This is a genomic window from Gemella sp. 27098_8_92, assembly GCF_041433685.1.
Taxonomy (GTDB): domain Bacteria; phylum Bacillota; class Bacilli; order Staphylococcales; family Gemellaceae; genus Gemella.
Genome location: NZ_JAPWBZ010000005.1, coordinates 1 through 24,206 on the forward strand (window position 1 = coordinate 1; position 24,206 = coordinate 24,206).

Here is a 24,206-nt window from a genome sequence, read left to right on the forward strand (position 1 = left end):
GATAAGAAAGTAACAGGAACAGGGGTAGCTGGAGCAACAATCGAAGTAACATTACCAGATGGAACTAAGAAAACAGCAACAGTAAACCCAGAAGGTAAATGGGAAGTATCATTAGATACAACATTATCAAAAGATGCAGTAGTGAAAGCAACACAAAAAGAAGAAGATAAGAAAGTTAGTGCGGAAGCAACAACAACAGTAGTAGAAACTGCTGCACAAACAATAAAACCAAATAAACCTGATGTAACAGATGTTGTTAACCCAGGAAACTTAACACAAGACGAAAAAGATAAAATAGCTGATGCAGTTAAGAAAGCAAATCCTACACTACCAAATGGAACTAAGATAGTAGTTGATAATAATGGTGATGTAACTATTAAATATCCAGATGGTTCAGAAAGTAAGATACTTGCTAAAGACACAACAAGACCAGTTGAAAAAACACCAGCTAATCCGGACGAAAAACAAGAGAAAAAATCTAATAAACGTTCAAGTCTTGCAAATACAGGAATGGGATCAACAGAAACTACAATTTTAGGTTTAGGACTTACATTCTTAGCATTAGTATTAAGAAGAAGAGCTAAATAAAGTAATTAAAAGAGTATAGATTTTAGATCTATACTCTTTTACATATTCGTTTGTTTGTTGTTAAGGACTTTATGTCAAGTAAGGGATATGGAAAAATATATTAAGATATTCAATAAACCCGAAGTATAGATTTTTATATTTCGGGTTTATTGTGATAAGAACTAAAAAACAATTAAAATATTCCGCTAGTAAATTCTTTTAATTTATGAGATAATGTTGGTAATTAATGAAATTATAAGAAAAATTTACTCTTAAGGGGGGTTTTTATGAGAAAGGCAACGATAGGAAAAATTTCAGCGATAGCAGTTTTTTTAATCGCCTGTGCTATAGGTTACTACTTTATGTTTGGTGGAGGTAGTGATAAGAAAATTAAAGAAGAGTATCAAAAATATGTCGATATGATTAATATAAATCATAATTTTGATGCTGGTAGCAAAGGTTTGGATAAGATGACGACAGATGCTGCTAATAAATTAATTCCGACTATAAAAACAGATATAAAAGTATCTAAAGAGTTAAAAAATACAGCTATAAGTTTGGAAGATAAAAAGGTTGATGATGCAAAAGAAAGTTTGGATAGAGCGGAAAAGCTAGATACAGCAAAGACATTTGCTGAAGCAGAAAAATGGCTTCGTAGTGATATTGATAATTATAAAAAAGCTGAGGATGAAATAAATAATTTAAAACAAGATTCTAACTTTAGCAAAAATGTTAATCAAATTCTAGAAAAATATAAATTTAACTATAATTCGCTAGAACAAGCGTTAAAAGAACTTGGAAATAAGATTCAAGAAAAGGTTGATGAGAAAGCTAAAAAAGAAAAAGAAGCTGCCGAAAGAGCTAAAAAGAAAAAATCAGATGTTGAGTTAGGTGGGCCTAATCCTGATTTATTAAATGATAGTAACTCATTACCAGCAAATGCGCAAGGAATAGGCGGAGCAATTGATGAAGCAGGAATTCTTAAGTTGAATAAAGAAATGGTTAACCGTTATCAAGGATATTTGTTAAGAAAATATGACGGTAATTCTATAGAATGGGATTCTTCTGGGAAGTCATTTACTCTTATAAGAGCAAATGGGAAATCAGTGAGATTTACAGCACAACCACAACTTTATGCAAGAGTAGCAGATAGACTAGTAACAGCAGTTCGCTTGTCAAGTAGCGAAGGTTCAGAATTGCTTTATAGAACGTAAAAAATACCTCGAGAAAAACTCTCGAGGTTATTTTTTATACTTCTAATATTTCTATATCAGCTTTTGATTTATAGATTACATCTTTTCGTTCTATTAAAATAGTAGCTTTTTTTGATAGTTCTTCATTATCTTTTATTTTGTTAAGAAGCTCATGACTAGGATTCATAGCGACTGGATTTCCGACTCTTCTAAGCATATTGTAATCTCCGTTTGTATCTCCATATGCAAAGGATTGGTCAAGGTCGATATTATATTTACTAACAAGTTCATCAATCATTTTATTTTTGCTGTCGGAATCCCACATTGGAATTACTTCGCCGGTAAATTTATTATTTTTCATTATATATGTGCTACCGATGGCTAAGAAAGCATGATGTTTTTTCCCCATTGCTTCTACAAGGTAGTCAGGACTTCCTGAAATAAAGATAATCAGATGCCCTTCTTTTTTATGTTTTTCTATAACGCTTCGTGTATATTTGTAAACACGATCTGCTTTTAGTTTTATTACTTGTTCAGTGGCAAAGTCGATATATTTTTTATCTAGTCCGGTTATAGCTTCTACATATGCTTTTGAGACATCAAATAAATAATTATCATAGTCCTCAAAACGCTTATCCCAGTTAATATAAGTATCTTTAACCCCATTTATCCAGTAACGTTCATCAACTGCTTCATATTTGATTAGTTTTTTAAAATGTTCAGTCATTAATGAATCCCTATATAATGTGCCATCTATATCAAAAAAAGCAGCTATTTTTTTATCATTCATATCTTCATCTCCTTAATAAAAAGTTTTAAATATATCAAGTGTTAACTTTTTATATCTTCTATTTTATTTCAGTTAATTTAATTATAGTTAAGGGAATGGCAAGATTAATACCATCCCCATGTTTGTTTTAGAATTTTGATGTATCGACAGAGTCAATATATTTTTTTAGCTCTGGAACAATATTTGAGATTGTTCCACTTTCGAATGGATTTTCTAAGTTTGCTTCTTTAACAAGCTCTGTAAATGGCTTAGTTCCCCCAAGTCTACATAGGTGCAAGTATTCTTGCCATGCTTTTTCACGATTATCGTTTGCTTTTTTCCAAAATTGGAAGGCACAAACTTGTGCTAAGGTATAGTCAATATAGTAGAATGGGACGCTGAATAAATGCCCTTGACGATAGAAGAATAATCCTTCATCAAGTTCTGGAATGTCTTCATAGTAACGAGATGGAAGGTATTTTTTCTCGACTTCTAACCATTTTTTACGACGTTCTAATGGTGTAAGTTCTGGATTTTCATAAACTATATGTTGAAACTCATCTACTGTTACGCCATAAGCCAGAAATTTAAGTGAGCCTGTAAGATGATAATATTTGAATTTTTCTGCATCTTCTTTGAAGAATAAGTTCATCCAAGGCCAAGTTAAATATTCCATACTCATAGAGTGGATTTCGCAAGCTTCGAATGTTGGCCAAACATAGTCTGGGATATAGTTACGACTTTCATAAGCTTGGAATGCGTGCCCTGCTTCGTGGGTTAATACTTCGGTATCATGTGGAGTACCGTTAAAGTTTGCAAAGATAAACGGTGCTTTATAGTCTGCAAGGAAGGTACAATATCCACCGCCTGCTTTTCCAGGCTTAGTATCAAGGTCTAATAAATTATTTTCAGTCATAAATGTGAAGAATTCATCTGTTTCTGGTGATAATTCCTTATACATAGTTTTTGCTGCATTAACTAGGTATGGGCGGTCTCCTTTAGGATTAGGGTTACCTGATTTGAAGTTGACGCCTTCGTCATGGAATGAAAGTTTTTCAAGTCCTAGACGTTTAGCTTGTTCTTTTTTAATTTTTTCTACTAAAGGAACTATTTCTTCAAAAATTTGTTTTCTATAATTGGCAACATCTTTAGCATTATAGTCGGTACGACGTAGGCGTAGGTAGGCTACTTCAATGAAATTTTCAAAGCCAAGTTTTTTTGCTATACGTGTGCGAACTTTAACCATACGATCATAAATACTATCATATTGTTCTAAATTGTCTTTGAAAAATTTAGCAACTGCTTTAGCTGCTGCTAAGCGTACTTCGCGATTAGCATCTTGTGTATATTTAGCCATTCCACTAAGGTTATGTTCGCCATTATCAAATGGAATTTTTGCACTTGATGTAAGTTTTGTATATTCTGAAGATAGTTTATTTTCTTCTTTCAGGTCATCGATAATCTCGTCACTAAATACTTTTAATGTAGCTTCGATTAGATTAAAGTAGTGTTCTCCGATTTCTTTTTCTAGCTCAGACTTAAATTTAGAATTGTATATTTCTTTATCAAATTTGCTTTGTAGTGAAGATAGTTCAGGAGCAAATTCATCCCAAAACTCTCTTTCTCCTTCATAAAATTTGTCAGTTGTATCAATAGTAGCACGAATTTCTACTAAGGTTGACATAGTTTCTAAGTGTTCACGAAGTTTGTTATATTCATTAAAAATCTCAAAAGTTTCTTTGGCGCTGTTTGCTTCGACAAGTCGAGTTACAAGATTAGATAACTGTTTTTTTGTATTGTCTACATTGGGTCTAGTATATTGGTAGTTTTCAAAAGTCATACTCAATCTCCTAAAAAATTATTAATATCAATAACAATATGATAACATGAAAGGTAAAAAAATACAAAAATAGCTTTTAGTAAATTTAGAGATAAAGAGCGATATTACAATGAAAATAAAGGATTAAGTTTTTGATATAAGAATAGCGGTAATAGTTTTTCTGTGCTTTAAACCTCTATTTTTTTATGTTAAGATTATCTAGAGAAAAGTATTTTAAGCAAAGTACTACTAGAAAATTAGAGAATAAGATAAGAAGGGGAGGCCTATGGTACTTCAAAACAAACTAGGAATAACTGAATCAGCAAAATTAGCCCGTGAAGAAGAACGTATTAGTAAAATAAAAGCAATAGAGCTGTTTAATAAAAATATTTTAGTTGATAAAAAAGTGGGAACATTTGATACTTTATCTTATATCCATGAATTTTTATTTAGTGATATTTATAAATTTGCTGGGAAGATTAGGACAGAAAATATTGCGAAAGATAATTTTCGTTTTGCTCCTGTAATGTTTCTAAATGCAGCATTAAATAATATTGATAAGATGCCTCAAAATACTTTTGAACAAATAATAGAAAAATATGTTGAGATGAATATAGCTCACCCTTTTTGTGAGGGTAATGGACGTAGTATGAGACTTTGGCTTGACCATATTTTAAAAAGTGAATTAGGAAAAGTAGTAGATTGGAATAAAGTGGACAAAGAGGACTATTTGCTTACTATGAAAAAAAGTCCAATAAGAGATATAGAGATAAAACATGTATTGGGTAGTGCTTTAACATCTAAAGTCGATAGTAGGGAAATTTTTATAAAAGGATTAGATACGAGTTATTATTATGAGGGTTACACTACTTTTAATGCAGAGAACTTAGATATTAATAATAACTAGGATAATAAACTTTCAGGGTAGAAAAGCATATAAAATAAGTTTTGAAGTTGGGATTATATTTTTGATTTTTTATAGTCAAAAATAGAATTTCAACTTTTAAAGTTGTTGAATACTAATGGAATTTAATGATAAAATCTTTGCTTTTTGACATTCATTGTTATTTATGAAATAATTGTACTATGATATAAAGAAGTATTTAGTATAGTAAAAAGAAATAAAGGAGAAAAATTTTGATTACAACAAAAGATATAATTATAGATCCACATGATACTTTGCGCGCAAGAGCTGAAGAAGTAAGAGCGCCTATTTCGGACGAAGATAAAGCGACTTTGAGAAGTTTATTGGAGTATGTTATTGCTTCTCAAGATGATGAAAAAGCAGAGAAATTGGGCTTAAAACCAGGGATAGGCTTGGCTGCTCCCCAAATAAATGTGTCTAAACGTATGATTGCTGTTCATATACCGGATGATGAAAACCCTGAAGATACAGTGTCGTATGCTTTGTATAATCCAAAAATTATTTCAAATTCTGTGGCTAAATGTTATTTGGCAGGTGGAGAAGGATGTTTATCAGTTAATAAAGAAATACAAGGTTATGTACCAAGATATTCTAAGATTAAGGTTGTTGGTTATAATGAAAATGATGAGCAAGTAACTTTAACATTAACTGATTTACCATCAATTTGTTTCCAACATGAAATAGACCATCTAAATGGAATAATGTTTTATGATCATATTAATAAAGAAAATCCGTTCGACGTACCAGCAGAATACGAAAAACTATAATAAATATTAAAGGACGATATAAAGGAGTTATTTTATATCGTTCTTCTTTTATGTCAACTAAAAGGTATACCTGGTATAACTGTAAATGCTGAAGATGGGCAAGATGTGAGTATGAAAAAATCAGAAGAATGGCTTAAAGAGCAAGGGTTCACTGAGAAAAAATAAAAGTATAGACCTCTCAATAATATTAGAGAGGTCTATTTTTATAATATTTCCTTTTGTTTCATATTGTAGTGAAGATAAGCATCGATAAAATCGATAATTTCTCCATCCATAACTTTATCTACGGTAGATACTTCATAGTTAGTTCTATGGTCTTTCACCATTGTATATGGAGTAAATACATAAGAACGTATTTGCGAGCCCCAACCAATATCTTTTTGTTCACCACGGATAGATGCAAGTTCGCGTTCTTTTTCTTCTAATTCCAGTTGATGTAATTTTGATTTTAGGTTTTTCATCGCAAAGTCACGGTTTTTAATTTGGCTCCGTTCTGCTTGGGATTGGACTACGATACCAGTAGGTAGGTGAGTAATACGAACAGCAGAGTCTGTCGTGTTGATATGCTGACCTCCAGCACCTTGTGCACGATAGGTATCTATTTTTAAATCTTCCATATTAATTTCAATATTTGCTTCTTCATCAGAAAATTCTGGAATAACATCAATTGAGGCGAATGATGTATGACGTTTGCCTGATGGATCGAAAGGAGAAATACGTACTACACGGTGAACTCCTTTTTCTCCTTTTAATAAACCATAGGCAAAATCACCTTCTATTTTTAATGTGGCAGATTTTACACCGGTAATATCTCCAGATTGATAGTTTAAATAGCTGTATGAAAGACCTTGTTTTGTGAAAAATCGCTCATACATACGGAGCATAATTTCTGCCCAATCTGTAGCATCAGTTCCACCAGCTCCAGCATGGATTTCCAATATAGCAGTATTGTTATCATATTCTTCGGCAAATAACAACCTAAAGCTAAAATCTTCAACCTGTTGTTTCAAGTCTCGAACAGTTTCTATAAGTTCTTGATAAATTTCTTCATCATCTTCATCATTTAAAAATTCTACCATTTCTTCAGAGTGATTTAGATAGTCAATCATCGCACTAAATTCGTCAAGTTCTTTTTTTATGCTTTTTGATTCAGTAACTAATGTGCTAGCAGTCTCGCTATCATTCCAAAAATCAGCATCAAGCATCATATTTTCTATTTCAGCTACTCTTTGCTCTTTTTCTTCTATCTTTAATGAAGTTTTGAACTCTGATATTTGTTTATTTACTTCTTCCAATTCTTTTTTAAGTTCTATAAGTTCCAAATTTGTTTACCTCACTGTATTTCGTTTAATATTATACAAGAATTTTTCTGAATATACAAGAAAGCTGAGAATAAAAACTATTTTTGCTTATACAATAATAAGAAAAGCGTTCAAAAAATTAGACTATTAATTCTAACTTTTTAAACGCAAATAAATTGTTATTTTTTCTCTACGCCACCAGCTTTTTTGATATTTTCCTCAACATAACTTAATTTTCTTTCTTCATCTAAAGAAGAACCTTTAAGATGTAGACGATCTTTATCTTTATTAAAATCTACTTTAGAAAAATCTAAATCCCATGTAATTACTGCTTTGTCGTCTTTTTTTTCTACATTATATGTGAGACCTTTGATATCTTTATTTTGTTCATCAATTGATTTTTTGATAGATTCAAAAGCTAAATTGCTATCTGCGCCAAGATCTTTAATATTAGATATAGTTTTTATCTTGTTTACGACATCTCCTTTATAAATAATAGTTGTTTCATTTTCCTGACCATTTCCAAAAGTTGTATTGTATACTTTTGTTTTTTCACTAGAACATGCTGTAAGTAAGAATAGTGTTGCAAGTAGTGGTGTAATTAATTTTAATATTTTTTTCATTGTAATAATCTCCTATTCTATTTATATTAGTATACATTATATCACACTAAGATAATAAGAGAAAATAATAAGTTAAAACGGTATTTTATTTTTTAACTCTAATTTAATGATATAGGTTAAAATTACAAAAAGCAATTATTTCAAGGTTTAATAGCATAAAAAACAAAAGTCAAAAAAAGTCAAAAATTTTTTTCGAAAAACTATTGACTTTTTTTGACTAAAATGATATATTAATAATGTGATTAGCACTTGAGTATCTTGAGTGCTAAAATCACAAATGAAGATAGGTGATAAAAATGTTAATAGACAGACAAGTACTTATTCTTCAATCTATAGTAGAAAATTTTATAACTACTAATCAACCTGTTGGATCTAAGCAACTAGCTGAGAATATTGATTTTAGTTCGGCGACTATCAGAAACGATATGAGCAAACTAGAAAAAGAAGGGTTGATAAAGAAAACACATATTTCATCAGGGCGCGTTCCGTCGGAAAAAGGTTATCGTTATTATGTAGATTATATAAAAAAAGAATATGAGCTTACTAATAATGATAATGAAAAATTAAAGGAACTTATAAGCGGTGATTATGTTTCAGAGGATAACTATTTAGAAAAAAATGCTATAATTTTATCTGATTTAACTGATTGTACGGCGGTTATACTCGCTCCAACAAAGACAGATAGGCGGATAAATAAAATAGAAGTTATACTCCTTAGTAGTAGAAGTATTCTTGTTATATTGATAACTAATATAGGAGAAGTTTTTCAACAAAACTATAAACTGGATGCAGACTTTACAGAAAATGATATAGTAGAGGTTAATAAACTTCTTCAAAGTTATTTTTATGATGTTGATATGGCAACAGCTCATGTAATTATTCATGGAGAGCTAGAAAAATATTTGAAAACTCGAGTTAATAATTATGATATGATAGTTGTTGCACTGAATAGATTACTTCAACATAAAATTAAGAAGACTGTAGCGTTGGGTGGTAAGTATAATTTATTAAAACAACCTGATATAGATAATGTAGAAAAATTAAAAGAAGTAGTATCGCTCTTAGAAGATGATAAAATAGTCGAATTGCTAGATAGTAGCATAGATGCTAATAGTTCAGATACTTGTATAAAAATAGGAAAGGAACTTGCATTAGATAATTTGGCAGATTTATCGCTGGTATCTAGTAAATATAATACATCAAAAGGTCAAGGTGTTATCGCCGTGTTCGGGCCGAAGAGAATGGACTATTCAAAAATTATGACACTAATTGGTTGTGTCAGAGATAATTTAAATAATAATTTGAAATAATTTAGGAGGTAGAGATGACTACTGAAGAAAAAAATGAAAATCTACAAGAAGAAGTAGTTGAAGAGAGTGCTGAAAATGCTGAAGAGACTACAGAAGTAGTAGAAGAAAAAACAGCAGAAGAACTGCTTCAAGAAAAAATAGAAAAATTAGAAGAAGAGGTAAAAGCTTCTGAAGATAAATATTTACGACTTTATGCGGAGTTTGAAAACTTTAAACGTCGTAAAAATCAAGAAATTGAAACGAATAATATTTATAAAAGTCAAAAAGTTATCACAGAAATTTTACCAAGTTTAGATAATTTGGAAAGAGCATTACAAGTAGACAGCGATAATGAAGAAGTAAAAGCTCTTCGTAAAGGTGTAGAAATGGTCTACGAAGGAATATTAAATGTTTTAAAAACTGAAGGTGTAGAAGAAGTAGAAACTGAAAATGTTCAGTTCGATCCAAATATTCACCATGCGGTAATGCAAGGTGAAGAAAGTGATAAGGAAAGTGGTGTAATTTTAGATACTTTCCAAAAAGGATATAAATTAAAAGATAGAGTAATTCGTCCAGCAATGGTGAAAGTTAACCAATAGGCAGATGGATTAAAGATTAAATTAAGCAATTAGAAATTTTGTTAGAATAAAATTATTCTAACAAATAGACATGAATTTTTTGAATAAATTATAGAAAACGGAGGACAAAAATATGTCAAAAATTATTGGTATCGACTTAGGTACAACTTATAGTGCAGTAGCAGTTTTAGAAGGTGGGGAAGCTAAAATCATCCCTAACCCAGAAGGTAACAGAACAACTCCTTCTGTAGTAGCGTTTAAAGGTGATGAAATTCAAGTAGGGGAAGTAGCGAAACGTCAAGCAATTACTAACCCAAATACAGTGATTTCAATCAAACGTCACATGGGTACAGATTATAAAGAAAATGTAAATGGTCGTGACTATTCTCCACAAGAAATTTCAGCTATGATTTTACAAAACTTAAAAGCAACAGCTGAGGCTTATCTTGGGGAAAAAGTTAGCAGAGCAGTAATCACAGTACCTGCATACTTCAACGATGCTCAACGTCAAGCAACAAAAGATGCTGGTAAAATCGCTGGATTAGAAGTAGAAAGAATTATTAACGAACCGACAGCAGCAGCGCTAGCTTATGGTTTAGATAAAACAGATATTGATCAAAAAGTATTAGTATTTGACCTTGGTGGTGGTACATTTGACGTATCTATTCTTGAATTAGGAGATGGTGTATTCGAAGTATTAGCTACATCAGGAGATAACCTATTAGGTGGAGATGACTTTGACCAAGCTATTATCGATTACTTAGTAGCAGAATTCAAAAAAGAACAAGGTATCGATTTGTCACAAGATAAAATGGCAATGCAACGTCTTAAAGATGCAGCAGAAAAAGCTAAAAAAGATTTATCTGGTGTAACATCAACACAAATTTCTCTACCATTTATCTCTGCAGGAGCTAATGGACCAGTTCACTTAGAAAATACTTTAACACGTGCTAAATTTGATGAATTAACTCGTAATTTAGTAGAAAAAACTTTAGTACCAACTCGTCAAGCATTAAGTGATGCTGGGCTTAACCCAAGTGAAATAGACCAAGTAATATTAGTTGGTGGATCTACTCGTATTCCAGCTGTTCAAGAAGCGATCAAAAAAGAAATGGGTAAAGAACCTCACAAAGGAGTAAACCCAGATGAAGTGGTAGCTATGGGTGCTGCTATCCAAGGTGGAGTTATTACAGGAGATGTTAAAGACGTAGTATTATTAGACGTTACACCTTTATCATTAGGTATTGAAACTATGGGATCTGTAATGACAGTATTAATCCCAAGAAATACTACTATTCCAACATCTAAATCTCAAGTATTCTCAACTGCAGCAGATAACCAACCAGCTGTTGATATCCACGTACTTCAAGGTGAAAGACCAATGGCATCTGATAACAAAACACTAGGAAGATTCCAACTTTCAGATATACCACCAGCACCACGTGGAGTACCTCAAATCGAAGTTACATTTGATATCGATAAAAACGGTATCGTAAATGTTACTGCAAAAGATTTAGGAACACAAAAACAACAAAAAATTACTATTGAATCTAGTAGCTCATTAAGTGATGAAGATATTGATAGAATGGTTAAAGAAGCAGAAGCTAATGCTGATGCTGATGCTAAACGTAAAGAAGAAGCTGATATTCGTAACGAAGCGGATCAACTTTCATTCCAAGCTGATAAAGCAGTAGAAGAAGCAGAAGGGAAAGTAGACCAAGCTTTAATCGATACAATCAAAACAAAAAATGAAGCTCTAAAAGAAGCTATTAAAAACAACAACTTAGAAGAAATCAAAGCAGCAAAAGATGATTTAAACAAAGCTGTTCAAGAAATGACAATGAAACTTTATGAACAAGCTAATGCTGCAGCAGGAGCTCAAGGTGCAGATGCAGGAGCAACTTCATCAAAACAAGATGATGATACAATCGATGCAGATTTCACTGAGAAAAAATAATAGAATATAAAGTAAAAGAGGGGAGCTGGACTTAGGTTCGCTCCCTCATTTGAAATTATAGGAGAGGTAATAATGGCTAAAAGAGATTATTATGAAGTGCTTGGTCTTAGTAAAGGAGCAAGTGCAGCAGAAATAAAAAAAGCATATCGTAAGCTATCAAAACAGTATCATCCGGATATAAATAAAGAGGAAGGTGCTGAAGAAAAATTCAAAGAAATCACAGAAGCATATGAAGTTCTAAGTGATGACAATAAAAAAGCTCAATATGATCAATTCGGCCATGCTGCTTTCGGTAATGGAGGTCAAGGAGGCTTCGGCGGAGCAGGAGGCTTTGGAGGAGGATTCCAAGGATTCTCTGGTGGATTTGATGATTTGGGAGATATTTTCTCAAGTTTCTTTGGAGGAGGCGGTGGACGTCGTAATCCTAATGCACCTCGTCAAGGGGAAGATTTACTTCATAGAATGCATATTAGTTTTGAAGAATCTGTCTTTGGTACGAAAAAAACTATTAAACTTCGTAAAGATGTTGAGTGTGATCATTGTCACGGAACAGGAGCGAAAGATAGTTCATCTGTTACTACTTGTCAAAGATGTCACGGAACTGGACAAGAAGCTGTTATTCAAGATACACCATTTGGAAGAATGCAAAGTCAAAGAACATGTTCGGAATGTCAAGGACGTGGTAAAATTATAAAAGACAAATGTGCTCATTGCTTTGGTAAAGGATATAATAACCGTGAAGTAGAGTATGAAGTAGAGATTCCAGCAGGTATCAGTTCTGGTCAACGTGTTCGCCTTCAAGGTAAAGGTGGAGCAGGAGAAAATGGGGGACCAGCAGGAGATTTATTTATCGAAGTAAGTGTGCCTGAAGATTCATATTTCCAAAGAGAAGATGATGATATCTACACAAAATTAACATTATCACCAGCGCAAGCTGCTTTAGGAACAAAAATAGACGTTCGTACTTTAACAGGAGAGATTGAACTAACTGTTCCAGCAGGAACGCAACACGGAAGAAAATTCCGCTTAGCAGGAAAAGGTGTGAAAAATGTTATGGGTTATGGTCAGGGTGATCATTACATCGTAGTATCAATCGAAATTCCTAAAAATCTTTCAACACGTGAAAGAGAACTATATATGGAACTAGCAAAATTGAAAAATGAAAAAGTAAATGAAGATGAGAGCTTTTTAGATAAAGTAAGTAGAAAAGCTAAAGATTTATTTGACTAAAATAATAAACCTTAAGTAGAAGAAAACTAACCTTTAGAGTTTAGATTATATAGATTTTTGAAGGTAGTTTAAAATACTTAAGGTTTTTTTATTTTTATTAAATTCATTTGAATTTTTTGAAAATCCCTAGTAAAATAGTATATGAAAAGCATAGTGGATTAAATTTATTGAAAAGGAGAATAAAATGTTTATTAGTGAATTTAAAACAGATCAAGAAGTTAGTATGTTCTTCTTATTAGATAATGTGGTAAGAGGTATTGCGACTAGCGGGAAACCTTATTTAACATTATATTTAAAAGATAAGACAGGAAGTATTGATGGGAAAATTTGGGAAGTAAAGGACGAAGACACTGAAAATTTAAAACCAGGGAATATGGTTTTTATAGATGGAACGGTGTTAGATTATCGTGGAAAGTTACAACTTAAGATAAAAAATTATCGTATGGCTACAGAAAATGATGAAATAGATATCCAAGATTATATTCAAACCGCACCTATTCCTAAAGAAGTTATGATAAGTGAACTTAATCAGTTTTTAAAGGAAATAGGCAATCAAAAGCTAAAAGCTGTCACGATAGAACTTTTAAATAAATATAAAAAACAGTTTGTTAGTTATCCAGCGGCGAAATCTATGCATCATGATTTTTATTCAGGCCTTATTTATCACACTACAACGATGTTGAAAGTAGCTAAGGCGTTGTTAGAGATTTATCCATCATTAAATAAAGATTTATTATACAGTGGAATAATTCTTCATGATTTAGGAAAAACTATTGAGTTAAGCGGGCCTATCGGGACGTCTTATACGTTAGAAGGAGAATTACTTGGACATATAGTTATTATGAGTGACGAAGTAGCAAAAACTGCTGACAAGCTTGGTATAGATGGGGAAGAAATTATTTTATTACGTCATATTATTTTGGCGCATCATGGTAAGTATGAATTTGGTTCTCCAAAGTTACCGATGATAAAAGAAGCGGAGATTATCAATTTTATCGATAATATAGATGCTCGTATGATGATGTTTGAAAAAAATCTGACTAACGTTGAACCCGGAACATTTAGTGATAAATTATTTGGTTTAGAAGGGCGTCATTTCTATGTACCGACTTTTGATAAAGAAGAATAATTATTCTCTTATCAATAGTAATACTGCAAACTAGGAAGTATAAAAAATGATTAGTGAAAATGATAAAATTGCCTTAGTAGTGTGTTCTAATGGCAAAAAAATAGAAGACAGAGCACGATTAGAAAAGCTAGGAGTAGTATTAAAAGAAATGAGCTTAGTTCCTGTTTTTAGTACCTATGTCTACGAAGAGAAATTCGGAAGAAGTGCTTTAGCTAAATGGCGAGCAAATGAACTTATGAAATTTTATGAAGATGATAGTATAAAAGCTATTTTCGATATTTCTGGTGGGGATCTCGCTAATGAGGTACTTGATTATTTGGATTATGATATTATTTGTAAGAATAATAAACCATTTTTCGGTTATAGTGATTTAACGACTGTTCTTAACGCTATAACGACAAAAACTCAGAAGGCAACATATTTGTATCAAATTATGAATATAATTGATAATAAAGAAAGATGTGTTGATTTTGAAGAAACACTAATACATAATAAAGATAATTTAACTGATATTTCTTGGCACTTTCTTCAAGGAGAAAGTATTGAGGGAATTGTAGTTGGTGGAAATATTAGATGTTTTTTAAAACTTGCTGGGACAGAATATTTTCCAAATCTGGATAATAAAGTTTTGTTTTTAGAAGGAATGGGCACTACGATTGAGGGGCTAATTACTCTTTTAACACAGTTAAAGCAAATAGGAGTTTTTAATAAAATATCAGGATTATTATTAGGGACATTTACCAAAATAGAACAGAATTTGCGGAACGAAGATATTTGTGAGATATTAAAAGATTTTGTTCCTGAAAATATCCCTATCGCAAAAACTACTGAAGTAGGCCATAGTAAAGATTCTAAAATTCTTGTTATCGGGCAAAAAATAAAACTATAAAATTAAAAAGCTTTTAAAGAGAGGTATATCTTCCTTTGAAAGCTTTAATTTTATAGAGTTTTTTATAACAGATTTTCCGCAAAAATCTTAAAGTTTATACCATTTAGAAATGGCTTGAGTACCGTTAGTGTTACGAACTTCTTCTTCAAGTTCATTATAAACTTCATAAGCAGTTTCTAAACCTGGTAATTTGATATTCATTTTTTCACATTCTTCTAGAGCAAGGCGCATATCTTTTATAAAGTGATGAATAAAGAATCCCGGTTTGAAATCACCTTTTAGAATACGTGGGCCATAAGAAGTCATAGAAAAACTTCCACCTGAACCAGTAGAAACAATGTTGAAGAAATCATCTAAATTAAGTCCTACTTCTTTTGCAAATTTGAAGCTTTCAGCTACTGAAATCATTGTAGTAGCAATAGCGATTTGGTTTGCAAGTTTTGTATATTGCCCTTTGCCAGCTTCACCAAAATATGTGATGTTTTTCCCGAAGTTTTTCACTAGAGGTAAAACAGTTTCTTCGAAAACTTTTTTGTCACCACCGGCCATAATAGATAGAGTACCATTTTTTGCTCCAATATCACCACCTGTAACAGGTAAGTCTAATGCAGCGGCACCAACTTTTGCGAATTTTTCACTTATTTTTTTTGCTAATGTAGGAGAAGATGTAGTCATATCCACAAAAACTTGTCCTTCTTTTGCAGTTTTTATTAGGCCATTTTCTCCAAGATATACTTCTTCAACATCTTTAGGATATCCGACCATAGAGAAGATAACATCAGCATTAAGTGGAGCATCTTTTACTTCTTTTAGTAAGGTAGCACCACGTTTAACTAAACCGTCAGTTTTAGACACAGTTCTGTTGTAAACAAACAGTTCATGACCAGCATCTAACAAATGTCCTGCCATGCTTTCTCCCATAACACCAATACCAATCCATGCAATTTTCATAATTCGCTCCTCCGTTTATAAATTACTGTTTATTTTATTATACCATAAGCTCTGTAAGCGTTCTACTGAAATATAATAAGAAATAAAATAAGTGATGTATCAAACGCAAACTATATAAAACGATATAACTTATGATATAATATTTGAGACAGAGAAAATTTTTAGGAGGCAGTAGTGGATAAAAGTAAACTAAAAGAATTTTTCTTATGCACAAGACCACATAGTTATCCGGCATCAGTAGCACCGGTTCTAGTTGGAACGACATTTGCTTTAGGTTATAATGTGCAATTTTCGTATTTGAAATTTATTTTATTTTTAGTAGCATGTTTATTAATACAAGCTGCAACAAATTTGTTTAATGAGTATTATGATTATAAAAAAGGTCTGGACAAAATAGATTCTGAAGGGATTTCCGGCTCGATAGTTAAAGGACATTTAAGCAGTAGAGAAGTTATGCAAGGGGCGATATTGTTGTATTTTTTGGCTTTTGTTTTAGGAATTGTTTTAACTATGCTAACTAGTTATTATGTTTTAATAATAGGGCTTATTTGTATGCTGGCTGGCTACTTTTATACTGGTGGTAGTTATCCGATAGCTTATTCGCCATTTGGTGAGATTGTTTCAGGATTTTTTATGGGTACGGTTATAATTGCTTTATCGTTTTATTTCCAGACGGAATATATTAATCTCGATATAATAATTGTCTCACTACCACTATTTCTAATGATAGGAGCGATACTTCTAGCAAACAATATTAGAGATTTGGAAAATGACAAAGTTTCTGGAAGAAGAACGTATGCAATATTAGTAGGTAGAGAATGTGCGATTAAATCATTAGCTATAGGTATAAGCATTATGTATATATTAAATATTATTTTTGCCTTTACTAAGTTAGGTAGTTTATTTAATTTATTAGTGTTGCTTACTATTCCATTAGCGCTTAAAATAATAAAAGGTTTTAGAAGAAATACTGACAAAAAAACGATGGCACCATTTATGGTTCTTACGGCCAAATTGACTATTTTTGTAGGATTTATTATGGCGCTTGCTAATATATTAAAATTTATATTGTATTAAAAAAATACCAAATAATGTCAACATTTTTTGTTGACATCTTAGGATAAAAGATATATAATAAATAATGTGTTTATGAGGTGATATTTAATGAAATGGTTAAGATCTTCGTTATTCAAAAATAATAGCGATACTTTTATTTTTGAAGAAAAAATAAATGTTAAAGTAGAACACTATGATAACTCTCTAAAAGATATTAGAGATGTTGTTGTGAGTGGAGTATTAACTCGAGGTGGCCAAGATAAAATATATGTCAGCTTAAAGATTAATGGTATTTTTGAGATGATTTCTGGGAAAACACTTAAAGATGTAGTTATCCCATTTGAAATCGAAGAAAAAGAAGAATACATTGATAAATCTGTTTTTGCAGATGAAGATGCATTCGATGTTAGTCTTATGGACATGTATATTGACTTAATACCTTTAGTAAATGAGCTTATAATTTTGAATATACCAATTACATCGTCATTAGATGATGAAGAGGCAGAACTTGTTTCTGGAAAAGATTGGGAACTCCTTTCTGAAGAGTCTTTAACTAGTGTTAAAGAAGAAACAAAAGAGTCACCATTTGCAGCTCTTAATGGTTTATTCAAAGAATAATAAGAATTATTTAAAATAATTGGAGGAAATTAACTATGGCAGTTCCTTTTAGAAGAACATCAAAAACAGCTAAAAGAAAAAGAAGAACTCACAAAAAACTATCTGCACCATCAATCACTATCGATGCAGCAACTGGTAACTACGTAATGGGTCACCGCGTTGATAGAAAAACTGGTATGTATAAAGGTAGACAAGTTCTAGACGTTAAATAATTTAAATATTACCAAACCCTAAGGAGGTGTCCTTAGGGTTTTTTTATGTTTAAAATTAAGTTAAGTAAATGAAATATATGAGATTTGCATTTAAAGATTTAAATTTATATTAAAAATGAAAAGAAAATAAATCTTTACATTTGTATTAGTGAGTTGTAGAATAAATATAAGGGTATAGAATATTATTTCTTAATTGTTTAGGAATATGAAAAGAGGATTTTATTATGACAAATTATGGAATTGTTGGAACAGGTTATTTTGGTGCAGACTTAGCTCGTTCATTAGAGAAAATAAAAGATGCGAAGGTAACTGCAGTTTTTGATCCGGAAAATGGAGAGAAAGTTTCTAAGGAGCTTAATGCAAAAAATTGTTTGTCGTTGGAAGAGTTGGTTGGTCTAGATGAGGTAGATTGTGTTATCGTCGCAACACCGAGTAATTTACATCGTGAGCCAGTATTATTAGCCGCTAAGAATGGTAAACATGTATTCTGTGAAAAACCAATCGCTTTATCTTATGAAGATTGTAAGGTTATGGTTGAAATTTGTCGAGAAAATAATGTGATTTTTATGGCAGGTCATATTATGAACTTTTTTAATGGAGTACGTCACGCAAAAGAATTGATTAAGCAAGGGAAAATAGGAGATGTAATATTTTGTCATGCTGCAAGAATAGGATGGGAAGAAAAACAAGAAACTGTTTCTTGGAAAAAAATCCGATCACAGTCTGGAGGACACTTATACCATCACATTCATGAACTTGATTGTATTCAATTTATTATGGATGGTCTACCAGAACAGGTAACTATGATAGGTGGAAATGTATGTCATGTTGGTGAAAATTTTGGTGATGAAGATGATTTCTTAATAGTTAATTTGGAATTTTCTAATAAACGATACGCAGTACTTGAATATGGGAATGCTTTTAGATGGGGTGAACACTATGTCCTTATAGAAGGTACAAAAGGAGCTATAAAATTAGATTTATATAATACTAAAGGTACTTTAAGAGTAGTAGGAGAAGGAGAGAGTTATTTCTTAATCCATGAATCAAAAGAAGAAGATGATGACAGAACGGCTATTTATACAGGTAGAGGAATGGACGGAGCAATAGCTTATGGAAATCCTAATGTACGTTGTCCTCTTTGGTTACAAAGCTGTATAGATAAAGAAATGTTGTATTTGCATAATATTTTGAATGGAGAAAAAGTATCAAAAGAATATGAAAAACTATTAAATGGTGTCGCAGCTCTAGAGTCAATTGCAACTGCTGATGCATGCACATTGTCTTTAAAAGAAAATAGAAAAGTAAAGTTGAGAGAAATAGTAAAATAGAAACTAAGAGACCAATAATAACAAATACTCCAAGAGAAGTTCTCCTGGAGTATTATTTTATAATATTAATCTAAGTATCCTAATTTTTTAATTAGTTCTGCAGTTAAAACAGCTCCACCAGCTGCTCCACGTAATGTGTTATGAGAAAGTCCTACGAATTTGTAGTCAAATAGGTTATCTTCACGAAGACGACCTACAGTAATTTGCATACCTTTTTCGTTGTCACGATCAAGTACCGGTTGTGGACGATCGTTCTCTTCATAGTATTTAATAAATGGAGTTGGAGCTAATGGTAAGTCGTATTTAGCAATTTCAGGAACATGATTTTTAATTTTTTCAACTAAAGTTTCTAATCCTGGGTTGTTTTCTAAGTTGAATGATACACAAGCAAGGTGTCCATCAAGAACTGGTACACGAATACATTGAGCTGATAGTTTCATAGAATTATCTGGAACGATTTTTCCATCAACCACTTTACCGAAGATTTTAAGTGGTTCTTTTTCACTTTTTTCTTCTTCGCCACCGATATAAGGAATGATGTTCTCTACCATTTCAGGCCATTCGTTGAAAGTTTTTCCACTTCCTGAGATAGCTTGATATGTACAGATAGATGCTTCTTTAACACCGTACTCTTTAATTGCTTCAAAGATAGGTACGTAGCTTTGAATTGAACAGTTAGGTTTTGTTACTATAAATCCTTTTTCAGTTCCAAGACGTTTTCTTTGAGCTGGTACAACATCAAGGTGTGCTGAGTTGATTTCTGGAATAATCATCGGTACATCGTCTTTATTTCTATTTGCTGAGTTGTTAGATACAACAACTACTTCACGTTTAGCGTAATCTTCTTCAAGTTTAATTAATGCTTCTTTGTCTAAGTTGATTGCACAAAATACCATGTCGATACCATCAGCAACTTCATCAATTTTGTATAAGTCTTCTACCAGTAATTCTTTTGCATATTCTGGAATAGCTTGGTCTAGTTTCCAGCGTCCGTCCATTAGTTCTGCGTATTTTTTTCCTGCAGAACGAGGTGATGCTGCTAATTTAACTACGTCAAAGTATGGGTGGTTTTCTAATAATAGTAATAGGCGTTGGCCTACCATTCCTGTTGCTCCTAATACAGCTACTTTTGATTTTTTCATTTTAATTTCTCCTTTATATCGAATAGTTTTTTGAAAAACTCTTTTGAAATAGATTAATCTATTACTAGAGTTCCTTTTGTATCTACTTTTAATAGTATAGGTTGCCATTTATACTTAAGTTTGGCAAGTTCCGTTTTAATTTTTTCTATATTATTTTCATCAGCAACTATATTCATAAGTGTTGAGCCACTTCCTGAAATAAAGAATGCTGCACTATCTATTTTTTGACAGATATTACGTACTTTATCATATTCATGAATAATTTCTTTACGATATGGTTCATGAATCTTATCTCCCATAACTTTTTTTAGTAAGGGAAGATCATAAGTTTCAAATGCTTTAATTACTGCACCTAAACGTGATAGTGAGTACAATGCATCTTTTAGTAAAATCTCTTTTGGCATAACTTTACGAGCTTCTTCTGTCGAAGTTTCAAAGTTTGGAATAAGTGCTAAAAAGTTAAAGCGTTCATCTACATTGTAAGTAACGGTTACAGCCTCGTTATTATCAGTTGTGCAAGAAGCGCTTAAGTTACCAAAGATTGCTGGTGATACATTATCAGGATGTCCTTCAATCTCGTTCGCTATAGTAAAGATTTCTTGTCTATCTATTGGTGTATTTGTAAGTAAGTATGCTCCATAAATACCTCCGACAACACAAGTTGAACTACTACCCAAACCACGTGAAATAGGGACATCATTTTGAATAGAAATTTTTACACCAGAAATATTTTTTCCAAGTCTATCTAATGTGGTAAGAAGTGATGTATAAACTAAATTGTTTTCATTGGCAAAGCGTTCTTCAAACCCAACGAATTCGACACCATCTTCTAGCAATTCGAAGTCAAAGGTTGTGTAAAGATTTAATGCAATACCCAAGCTATCAAAGCCACAACCAACATTTGCTGATGTAGCAGGTACTCTTACTTTTGCCATTATAGTTCACCTAATTTCTCTAATATGTATTTTTTCATATCTTCTTTATTAATTACATCTTTATGTCTAATTTCTTTTTTATCTAAACCTTGTAGATTTTCAGGAATATCTACTTTAGTTTGTTTGTGTAATTTTTCCATTAAAGTAAATTCATCTTCGTTAGAAGGTGCGTTTAATGAAGAATAAACACTTTCTGTGAATTTATATGGAGATGCTGTTGATAAGACGACATTAGCATGATTTTTATCCAAATTGTCTAATAATACTTTATAAGCAACAGCGGTATGTGTATCAAGTAGATAATTATCTTTACTGTATATTTTCTTAATAATTTCTTTTGTATCTTCGTCAGTAGTATATCCTGCTTGGAATTTTTCCTTTATAATAGAAAGAATTTCTGGTGTAACTTCGAAACGTCCAGTTTCTTTTAAGTCTTTCATAAGATGTGCTATATATTCATTATCACGGCCACTTACATAGTAAAGTAGTCTTTCCAAGTTACTTGAAATAAGAATGTCCATACTTGGCGAAACTGTTTTAAGGAAATCACGATTTTTATCATATACGCCTGTAGTTAAAAAGTCGTATAGTACGTTGTTATTGTTACTTGCACAAATTAGTTTATTAATAGGTAAGCCTATTTGCTCTGCGTAGTAACCAGCTAAAATATTACCAAAGTTTCCGGTAGGTACTACGAAATTTACTTTATCTCCTAGGTTTATTTTCTTATTATTAACTAAATCAAGATAAGCCACTACATAGTAAACTACTTGAGGAATAAGTCGACCGATATTGATTGAGTTTGCACTAGATAGTTTTATATTTTTTTCTAGTAGTTGTTTTTTGAACTCATTATCTACAAATAATTCTTTAATACCACTTTGAGCATCATCGAAGTTTCCATGAATGGCACAAACTTTTGTATTTTTTCCTTCTTGTGTTTGCATTTGAGTCTTTTGAACTACACTTACTCCGTCGTTAGGGTAGAATACCATGATTTTTGTTCTGTCTACATCTTTGAAACCTTCTAATGCAGCCTTACCAGTATCGCCACTTGTTGCCGTTAAGATAAGTATGTCATTTTTATCGTTAACTTTTGTTAAGGCTGTTTTAGTAAGTTGTGGTAAAAGTGATAATCCAACATCTTTGAAAGCACTTGTTGGTCCTTTGAATAACTCAAGGACATATCCATCACTTAGTTCTACTAATGGTGTAATTTTTTCATGAGAAAATTTTCCACGATAGGCATTTTCTACACAATTTTTAATTTCTTCATCTGTAAAATCAACAAAAAGTTTTAATACAGCTTCTGCCACTTGATAATAATTTTTATCTATTAAGTTGTTTAAATCTAATTTTTTTTCTCCTAGGTCTCTTAAAACAAATAAACCACCTTCTTCGCTAAGTCCTTGAAGAATGGCTTCACTAGGATTTATTTTCCTATTTTTATTTCTCGTACTTTCGTAAAACATATAAAATCTCCTTGCTTTATCGTTGTATATATGATACAATGTTCTTTGTAAAAATACAAGTGTTTTTTGTAAAAAGAACATAAAAAAATTATATAACATTAATTTTACACTAAATTTTATAATAAAAACAGCAGAAAGTTGTAAAAGGTTATAGTTTTTATTGAATAAAAACTATATAATTATAGGTAAATAATTTTTATAGGTAAATAATTTTTCTTTAAAAACTGAGTAGAGTTTTAATTAATGCTGCTTAAAATTTAGTTAGAAAATTTTTGGGAAGTGAGGAAGAATATTATGAAAATAGCGATATTAGGATATGGAACAGTTGGTAGTGGTGTTTACGATATTATTACTAACGGTAAAACAGCGGAATTAAAAAATATTGAAGTAAAAAGTGTCTTTGCGAGAAGTCGTGATAAGATGCATTTAGCAACAGACGATTACAATGAGATTATAGAAGATAATGAAATTTCTGTTGTTGTTGAGTGCTTAGGTGGAATTAACCCAGCTTATGAGTTTATTAAAAAAGCATTAGAAAATAAAAAGCATGTCGTTACTGCAAATAAAGCAGTAGCTGCGAAGTATTTGGACGAGTTTTTAACATTAGCAGAAGAAAATAATGTGAAATTTATTTTTGAGGCAAGTGTTGGTGGAGGTATTCCGTGGTTAGTTAATTTGGAAAGAACACGTCGTGTTGATGTAATCAAACGTGTTTATGGAATTTTTAACGGAACTAGCAATTACATTTTAGATAATATGTATAGAAATAATGCAGAATTTGCTTCTACACTAAAAACTGCACAAGAGTTAGGTTACGCAGAAGCTGATCCAAGTGCTGATATTGATGGTGGGGATGTTGTTAACAAAATAATTTTAAGCAACGCTTTGGCTTTTGATATCCATATAGATAGTAATTTTCCAACATATTCTATGAGAAATATTGTGAAAAATGATATAGATTACTTGAAAAAATATGATTATGCGGTTAAGTATATCGGTGAGACTAATGTAGAAGATAATAAATATGAAACTTCTGTTATGCTATCTATTTTCGGCAAAGATTCTCAAGAAGCAGCTGTGCCGCTTAATAATAATATTATAACGTTAGACGGTTCATTTATTGGTGAATTGAAGTTCTTTGGACAAGGTGCCGGCAAACTTCCAACTGGTAATGCGATTGTACAAGATATAGTAGATATTTATTTAGATGTGCCAAGAAGAGATATGGTTATAAAAAATGAATTGAGTTATTCAGATGAACTTACTAAGAAAAAATATCTAATTAGATCAGAAGTTCAGCTTAATAATGAATTAATAGAAAAAGTAGAACAATATGAAGGAAACTTCTATATGGAAACTAAAGAAATTACATTAAAACAACTTAAATCTTTAGTAGCAGAAGTAGAAGCTAAAGATGAGAGATATTTAGTAGCAAAATTCCACTAATAATTAT

The 24,206-nt window shown here is 31.5% G+C and carries 23 protein-coding genes; 15 read left to right on the forward strand and 8 right to left on the reverse strand.

Annotated elements, in window-relative coordinates:
- Both O3802_RS04405 and O3802_RS04410 read left to right on the forward strand, forming a co-directional pair.
- The coding region (locus tag O3802_RS04405; protein WP_371458461.1) for an Ig-like domain-containing protein at positions 1 to 588 on the forward strand (588 nt) is incomplete at its 5' end.
- 266 nt (positions 589 to 854) lie between these two features.
- Complete coding sequence (locus tag O3802_RS04410) at positions 855 to 1,781, forward strand: hypothetical protein (protein WP_371458462.1); 927 nt, start codon at positions 855 to 857, stop codon at positions 1,779 to 1,781.
- A 34-nt stretch (positions 1,782 to 1,815) separates the two neighbouring features.
- Here O3802_RS04410 and O3802_RS04415 read toward each other — a convergent pair whose 3' ends face one another.
- Together O3802_RS04415 and O3802_RS04420 are read right to left on the reverse strand one after the other, a co-directional pair.
- Positions 1,816 to 2,550, reverse strand: a complete 735-nt coding sequence (locus tag O3802_RS04415; RefSeq protein WP_371458463.1) for an HAD family hydrolase — start codon at positions 2,548 to 2,550, stop codon at positions 1,816 to 1,818.
- A gap of 127 nt (positions 2,551 to 2,677) precedes the next feature.
- Positions 2,678 to 4,369, reverse strand: a complete 1,692-nt coding sequence (locus O3802_RS04420) for a M3 family oligoendopeptidase (protein WP_371458464.1) — start codon at positions 4,367 to 4,369, stop codon at positions 2,678 to 2,680.
- 265 nt (positions 4,370 to 4,634) lie between these two features.
- Between O3802_RS04420 and fic the strand changes: the two genes are divergently transcribed.
- Positions 4,635 to 5,255, forward strand: a complete 621-nt coding sequence (fic, locus tag O3802_RS04425; protein ID WP_371458465.1) for a protein adenylyltransferase Fic — start codon at positions 4,635 to 4,637, stop codon at positions 5,253 to 5,255.
- A 230-nt stretch (positions 5,256 to 5,485) separates the two neighbouring features.
- Positions 5,486 to 6,040 (forward strand): peptide deformylase, encoded by a 555-nt coding sequence (gene def, locus O3802_RS04430; RefSeq protein WP_371458466.1) that lies wholly within the window; start codon positions 5,486 to 5,488, stop codon positions 6,038 to 6,040.
- Positions 6,041 to 6,243: 203 nt separating this feature from the next.
- Here def and prfB read toward each other — a convergent pair whose 3' ends face one another.
- Complete coding sequence (gene prfB / locus O3802_RS04435) at positions 6,244 to 7,362, reverse strand: peptide chain release factor 2 (protein ID WP_371458467.1); 1,119 nt, start codon at positions 7,360 to 7,362, stop codon at positions 6,244 to 6,246.
- Between the two features lie 158 nt (positions 7,363 to 7,520).
- On the reverse strand, positions 7,521 to 7,964 hold the full coding sequence (locus O3802_RS04440) for a DUF1307 domain-containing protein (RefSeq protein ID WP_371458468.1): 444 nt from the start codon (positions 7,962 to 7,964) through the stop codon (positions 7,521 to 7,523).
- A 296-nt stretch (positions 7,965 to 8,260) separates the two neighbouring features.
- On the opposite strand from O3802_RS04440, the gene hrcA reads away from it, so the two are divergent.
- The 6 genes from hrcA to O3802_RS04470 all read left to right on the forward strand — a co-directional run bounded on the left by hrcA (position 8,261) and on the right by O3802_RS04470 (position 15,036).
- Positions 8,261 to 9,274: a heat-inducible transcriptional repressor HrcA gene (hrcA, locus tag O3802_RS04445; RefSeq protein WP_371458469.1), complete on the forward strand. Its 1,014-nt coding sequence runs from the start codon at positions 8,261 to 8,263 to the stop codon at positions 9,272 to 9,274.
- Positions 9,275 to 9,288: 14 nt separating this feature from the next.
- Complete coding sequence (grpE, locus tag O3802_RS04450) at positions 9,289 to 9,852, forward strand: nucleotide exchange factor GrpE (protein ID WP_371458470.1); 564 nt, start codon at positions 9,289 to 9,291, stop codon at positions 9,850 to 9,852.
- A 112-nt stretch (positions 9,853 to 9,964) separates the two neighbouring features.
- Entirely contained in the window at positions 9,965 to 11,788 is a 1,824-nt protein-coding gene (dnaK, locus tag O3802_RS04455) for a molecular chaperone DnaK (RefSeq protein ID WP_371458471.1), read from the forward strand.
- Positions 11,789 to 11,860: 72 nt separating this feature from the next.
- Positions 11,861 to 13,018, forward strand: a complete 1,158-nt coding sequence (dnaJ, locus tag O3802_RS04460; RefSeq protein ID WP_371458472.1) for a molecular chaperone DnaJ — start codon at positions 11,861 to 11,863, stop codon at positions 13,016 to 13,018.
- A 184-nt stretch (positions 13,019 to 13,202) separates the two neighbouring features.
- Positions 13,203 to 14,147, forward strand: coding sequence for an HD domain-containing protein (locus O3802_RS04465; protein ID WP_281665421.1), 945 nt, complete (start codon positions 13,203 to 13,205; stop codon positions 14,145 to 14,147).
- 46 nt (positions 14,148 to 14,193) lie between these two features.
- A complete protein-coding gene (locus O3802_RS04470; RefSeq protein WP_371458473.1) occupies positions 14,194 to 15,036 on the forward strand; it encodes a S66 family peptidase in 843 nt (280 codons plus the stop codon).
- An 87-nt stretch (positions 15,037 to 15,123) separates the two neighbouring features.
- On the opposite strand, the gene O3802_RS04475 is transcribed toward O3802_RS04470, so the two are convergent.
- A complete protein-coding gene (locus O3802_RS04475; RefSeq protein WP_276684990.1) occupies positions 15,124 to 15,987 on the reverse strand; it encodes an NAD(P)-dependent oxidoreductase in 864 nt (287 codons plus the stop codon).
- Between the two features lie 174 nt (positions 15,988 to 16,161).
- Between O3802_RS04475 and O3802_RS04480 the strand changes: the two genes are divergently transcribed.
- The 4 genes from O3802_RS04480 to O3802_RS04495 all read left to right on the forward strand — a co-directional run bounded on the left by O3802_RS04480 (position 16,162) and on the right by O3802_RS04495 (position 19,204).
- Positions 16,162 to 17,064, forward strand: coding sequence for a 1,4-dihydroxy-2-naphthoate polyprenyltransferase (locus O3802_RS04480; RefSeq protein WP_371458474.1), 903 nt, complete (start codon positions 16,162 to 16,164; stop codon positions 17,062 to 17,064).
- 87 nt (positions 17,065 to 17,151) lie between these two features.
- Complete coding sequence (locus tag O3802_RS04485) at positions 17,152 to 17,661, forward strand: YceD family protein (protein ID WP_371458475.1); 510 nt, start codon at positions 17,152 to 17,154, stop codon at positions 17,659 to 17,661.
- A 35-nt stretch (positions 17,662 to 17,696) separates the two neighbouring features.
- Positions 17,697 to 17,873 (forward strand): 50S ribosomal protein L32, encoded by a 177-nt coding sequence (rpmF, locus tag O3802_RS04490; RefSeq protein WP_004633176.1) that lies wholly within the window; start codon positions 17,697 to 17,699, stop codon positions 17,871 to 17,873.
- Between the two features lie 224 nt (positions 17,874 to 18,097).
- Positions 18,098 to 19,204: a Gfo/Idh/MocA family protein gene (locus O3802_RS04495; RefSeq protein WP_371458476.1), complete on the forward strand. Its 1,107-nt coding sequence runs from the start codon at positions 18,098 to 18,100 to the stop codon at positions 19,202 to 19,204.
- A 65-nt stretch (positions 19,205 to 19,269) separates the two neighbouring features.
- Here the strand turns inward: O3802_RS04495 and asd are convergent, their stop codons facing one another.
- The 3 genes from asd to thrC are packed head-to-tail and all read right to left on the reverse strand — an operon-like array spanning position 19,270 to position 22,753.
- Positions 19,270 to 20,346: an aspartate-semialdehyde dehydrogenase gene (gene asd / locus O3802_RS04500; protein WP_371458477.1), complete on the reverse strand. Its 1,077-nt coding sequence runs from the start codon at positions 20,344 to 20,346 to the stop codon at positions 19,270 to 19,272.
- Between the two features lie 53 nt (positions 20,347 to 20,399).
- Positions 20,400 to 21,281, reverse strand: coding sequence for a homoserine kinase (gene thrB / locus O3802_RS04505; RefSeq protein ID WP_371458478.1), 882 nt, complete (start codon positions 21,279 to 21,281; stop codon positions 20,400 to 20,402).
- Positions 21,281 to 22,753, reverse strand: a complete 1,473-nt coding sequence (gene thrC, locus O3802_RS04510) for a threonine synthase (RefSeq protein ID WP_371458479.1) — start codon at positions 22,751 to 22,753, stop codon at positions 21,281 to 21,283. The genes thrB and thrC overlap by 1 nt, the downstream gene beginning before the upstream one ends.
- A 294-nt stretch (positions 22,754 to 23,047) precedes the next feature.
- On the opposite strand from thrC, the gene O3802_RS04515 reads away from it, so the two are divergent.
- Entirely contained in the window at positions 23,048 to 24,199 is a 1,152-nt protein-coding gene (locus tag O3802_RS04515; RefSeq protein ID WP_371458480.1) for a homoserine dehydrogenase, read from the forward strand.
- Positions 24,200 to 24,206: the final 7 nt, after the last annotated feature.

Coding starts and splice junctions, on each gene's coding strand:
- O3802_RS04410 (WP_371458462.1), top strand. CDS start 855: ATGAGAAAGGCAACGATAGGAAAAATTTCAGCGATAGCAGTTTTTTTA.
- O3802_RS04415 (WP_371458463.1), bottom strand. CDS start 2,550: ATGAATGATAAAAAAATAGCTGCTTTTTTTGATATAGATGGCACATTA.
- O3802_RS04420 (WP_371458464.1), bottom strand. CDS start 4,369: ATGACTTTTGAAAACTACCAATATACTAGACCCAATGTAGACAATACA.
- fic (WP_371458465.1), top strand. CDS start 4,635: ATGGTACTTCAAAACAAACTAGGAATAACTGAATCAGCAAAATTAGCC.
- O3802_RS04440 (WP_371458468.1), bottom strand. CDS start 7,964: ATGAAAAAAATATTAAAATTAATTACACCACTACTTGCAACACTATTC.
- hrcA (WP_371458469.1), top strand. CDS start 8,261: ATGTTAATAGACAGACAAGTACTTATTCTTCAATCTATAGTAGAAAAT.
- grpE (WP_371458470.1), top strand. CDS start 9,289: ATGACTACTGAAGAAAAAAATGAAAATCTACAAGAAGAAGTAGTTGAA.
- dnaK (WP_371458471.1), top strand. CDS start 9,965: ATGTCAAAAATTATTGGTATCGACTTAGGTACAACTTATAGTGCAGTA.
- dnaJ (WP_371458472.1), top strand. CDS start 11,861: ATGGCTAAAAGAGATTATTATGAAGTGCTTGGTCTTAGTAAAGGAGCA.
- O3802_RS04465 (WP_281665421.1), top strand. CDS start 13,203: ATGTTTATTAGTGAATTTAAAACAGATCAAGAAGTTAGTATGTTCTTC.
- O3802_RS04470 (WP_371458473.1), top strand. CDS start 14,194: ATGATTAGTGAAAATGATAAAATTGCCTTAGTAGTGTGTTCTAATGGC.
- O3802_RS04475 (WP_276684990.1), bottom strand. CDS start 15,987: ATGAAAATTGCATGGATTGGTATTGGTGTTATGGGAGAAAGCATGGCA.
- O3802_RS04485 (WP_371458475.1), top strand. CDS start 17,152: ATGAAATGGTTAAGATCTTCGTTATTCAAAAATAATAGCGATACTTTT.
- rpmF (WP_004633176.1), top strand. CDS start 17,697: ATGGCAGTTCCTTTTAGAAGAACATCAAAAACAGCTAAAAGAAAAAGA.
- O3802_RS04495 (WP_371458476.1), top strand. CDS start 18,098: ATGACAAATTATGGAATTGTTGGAACAGGTTATTTTGGTGCAGACTTA.
- asd (WP_371458477.1), bottom strand. CDS start 20,346: ATGAAAAAATCAAAAGTAGCTGTATTAGGAGCAACAGGAATGGTAGGC.
- thrB (WP_371458478.1), bottom strand. CDS start 21,281: ATGGCAAAAGTAAGAGTACCTGCTACATCAGCAAATGTTGGTTGTGGC.
- thrC (WP_371458479.1), bottom strand. CDS start 22,753: ATGTTTTACGAAAGTACGAGAAATAAAAATAGGAAAATAAATCCTAGT.
- O3802_RS04515 (WP_371458480.1), top strand. CDS start 23,048: ATGAAAATAGCGATATTAGGATATGGAACAGTTGGTAGTGGTGTTTAC.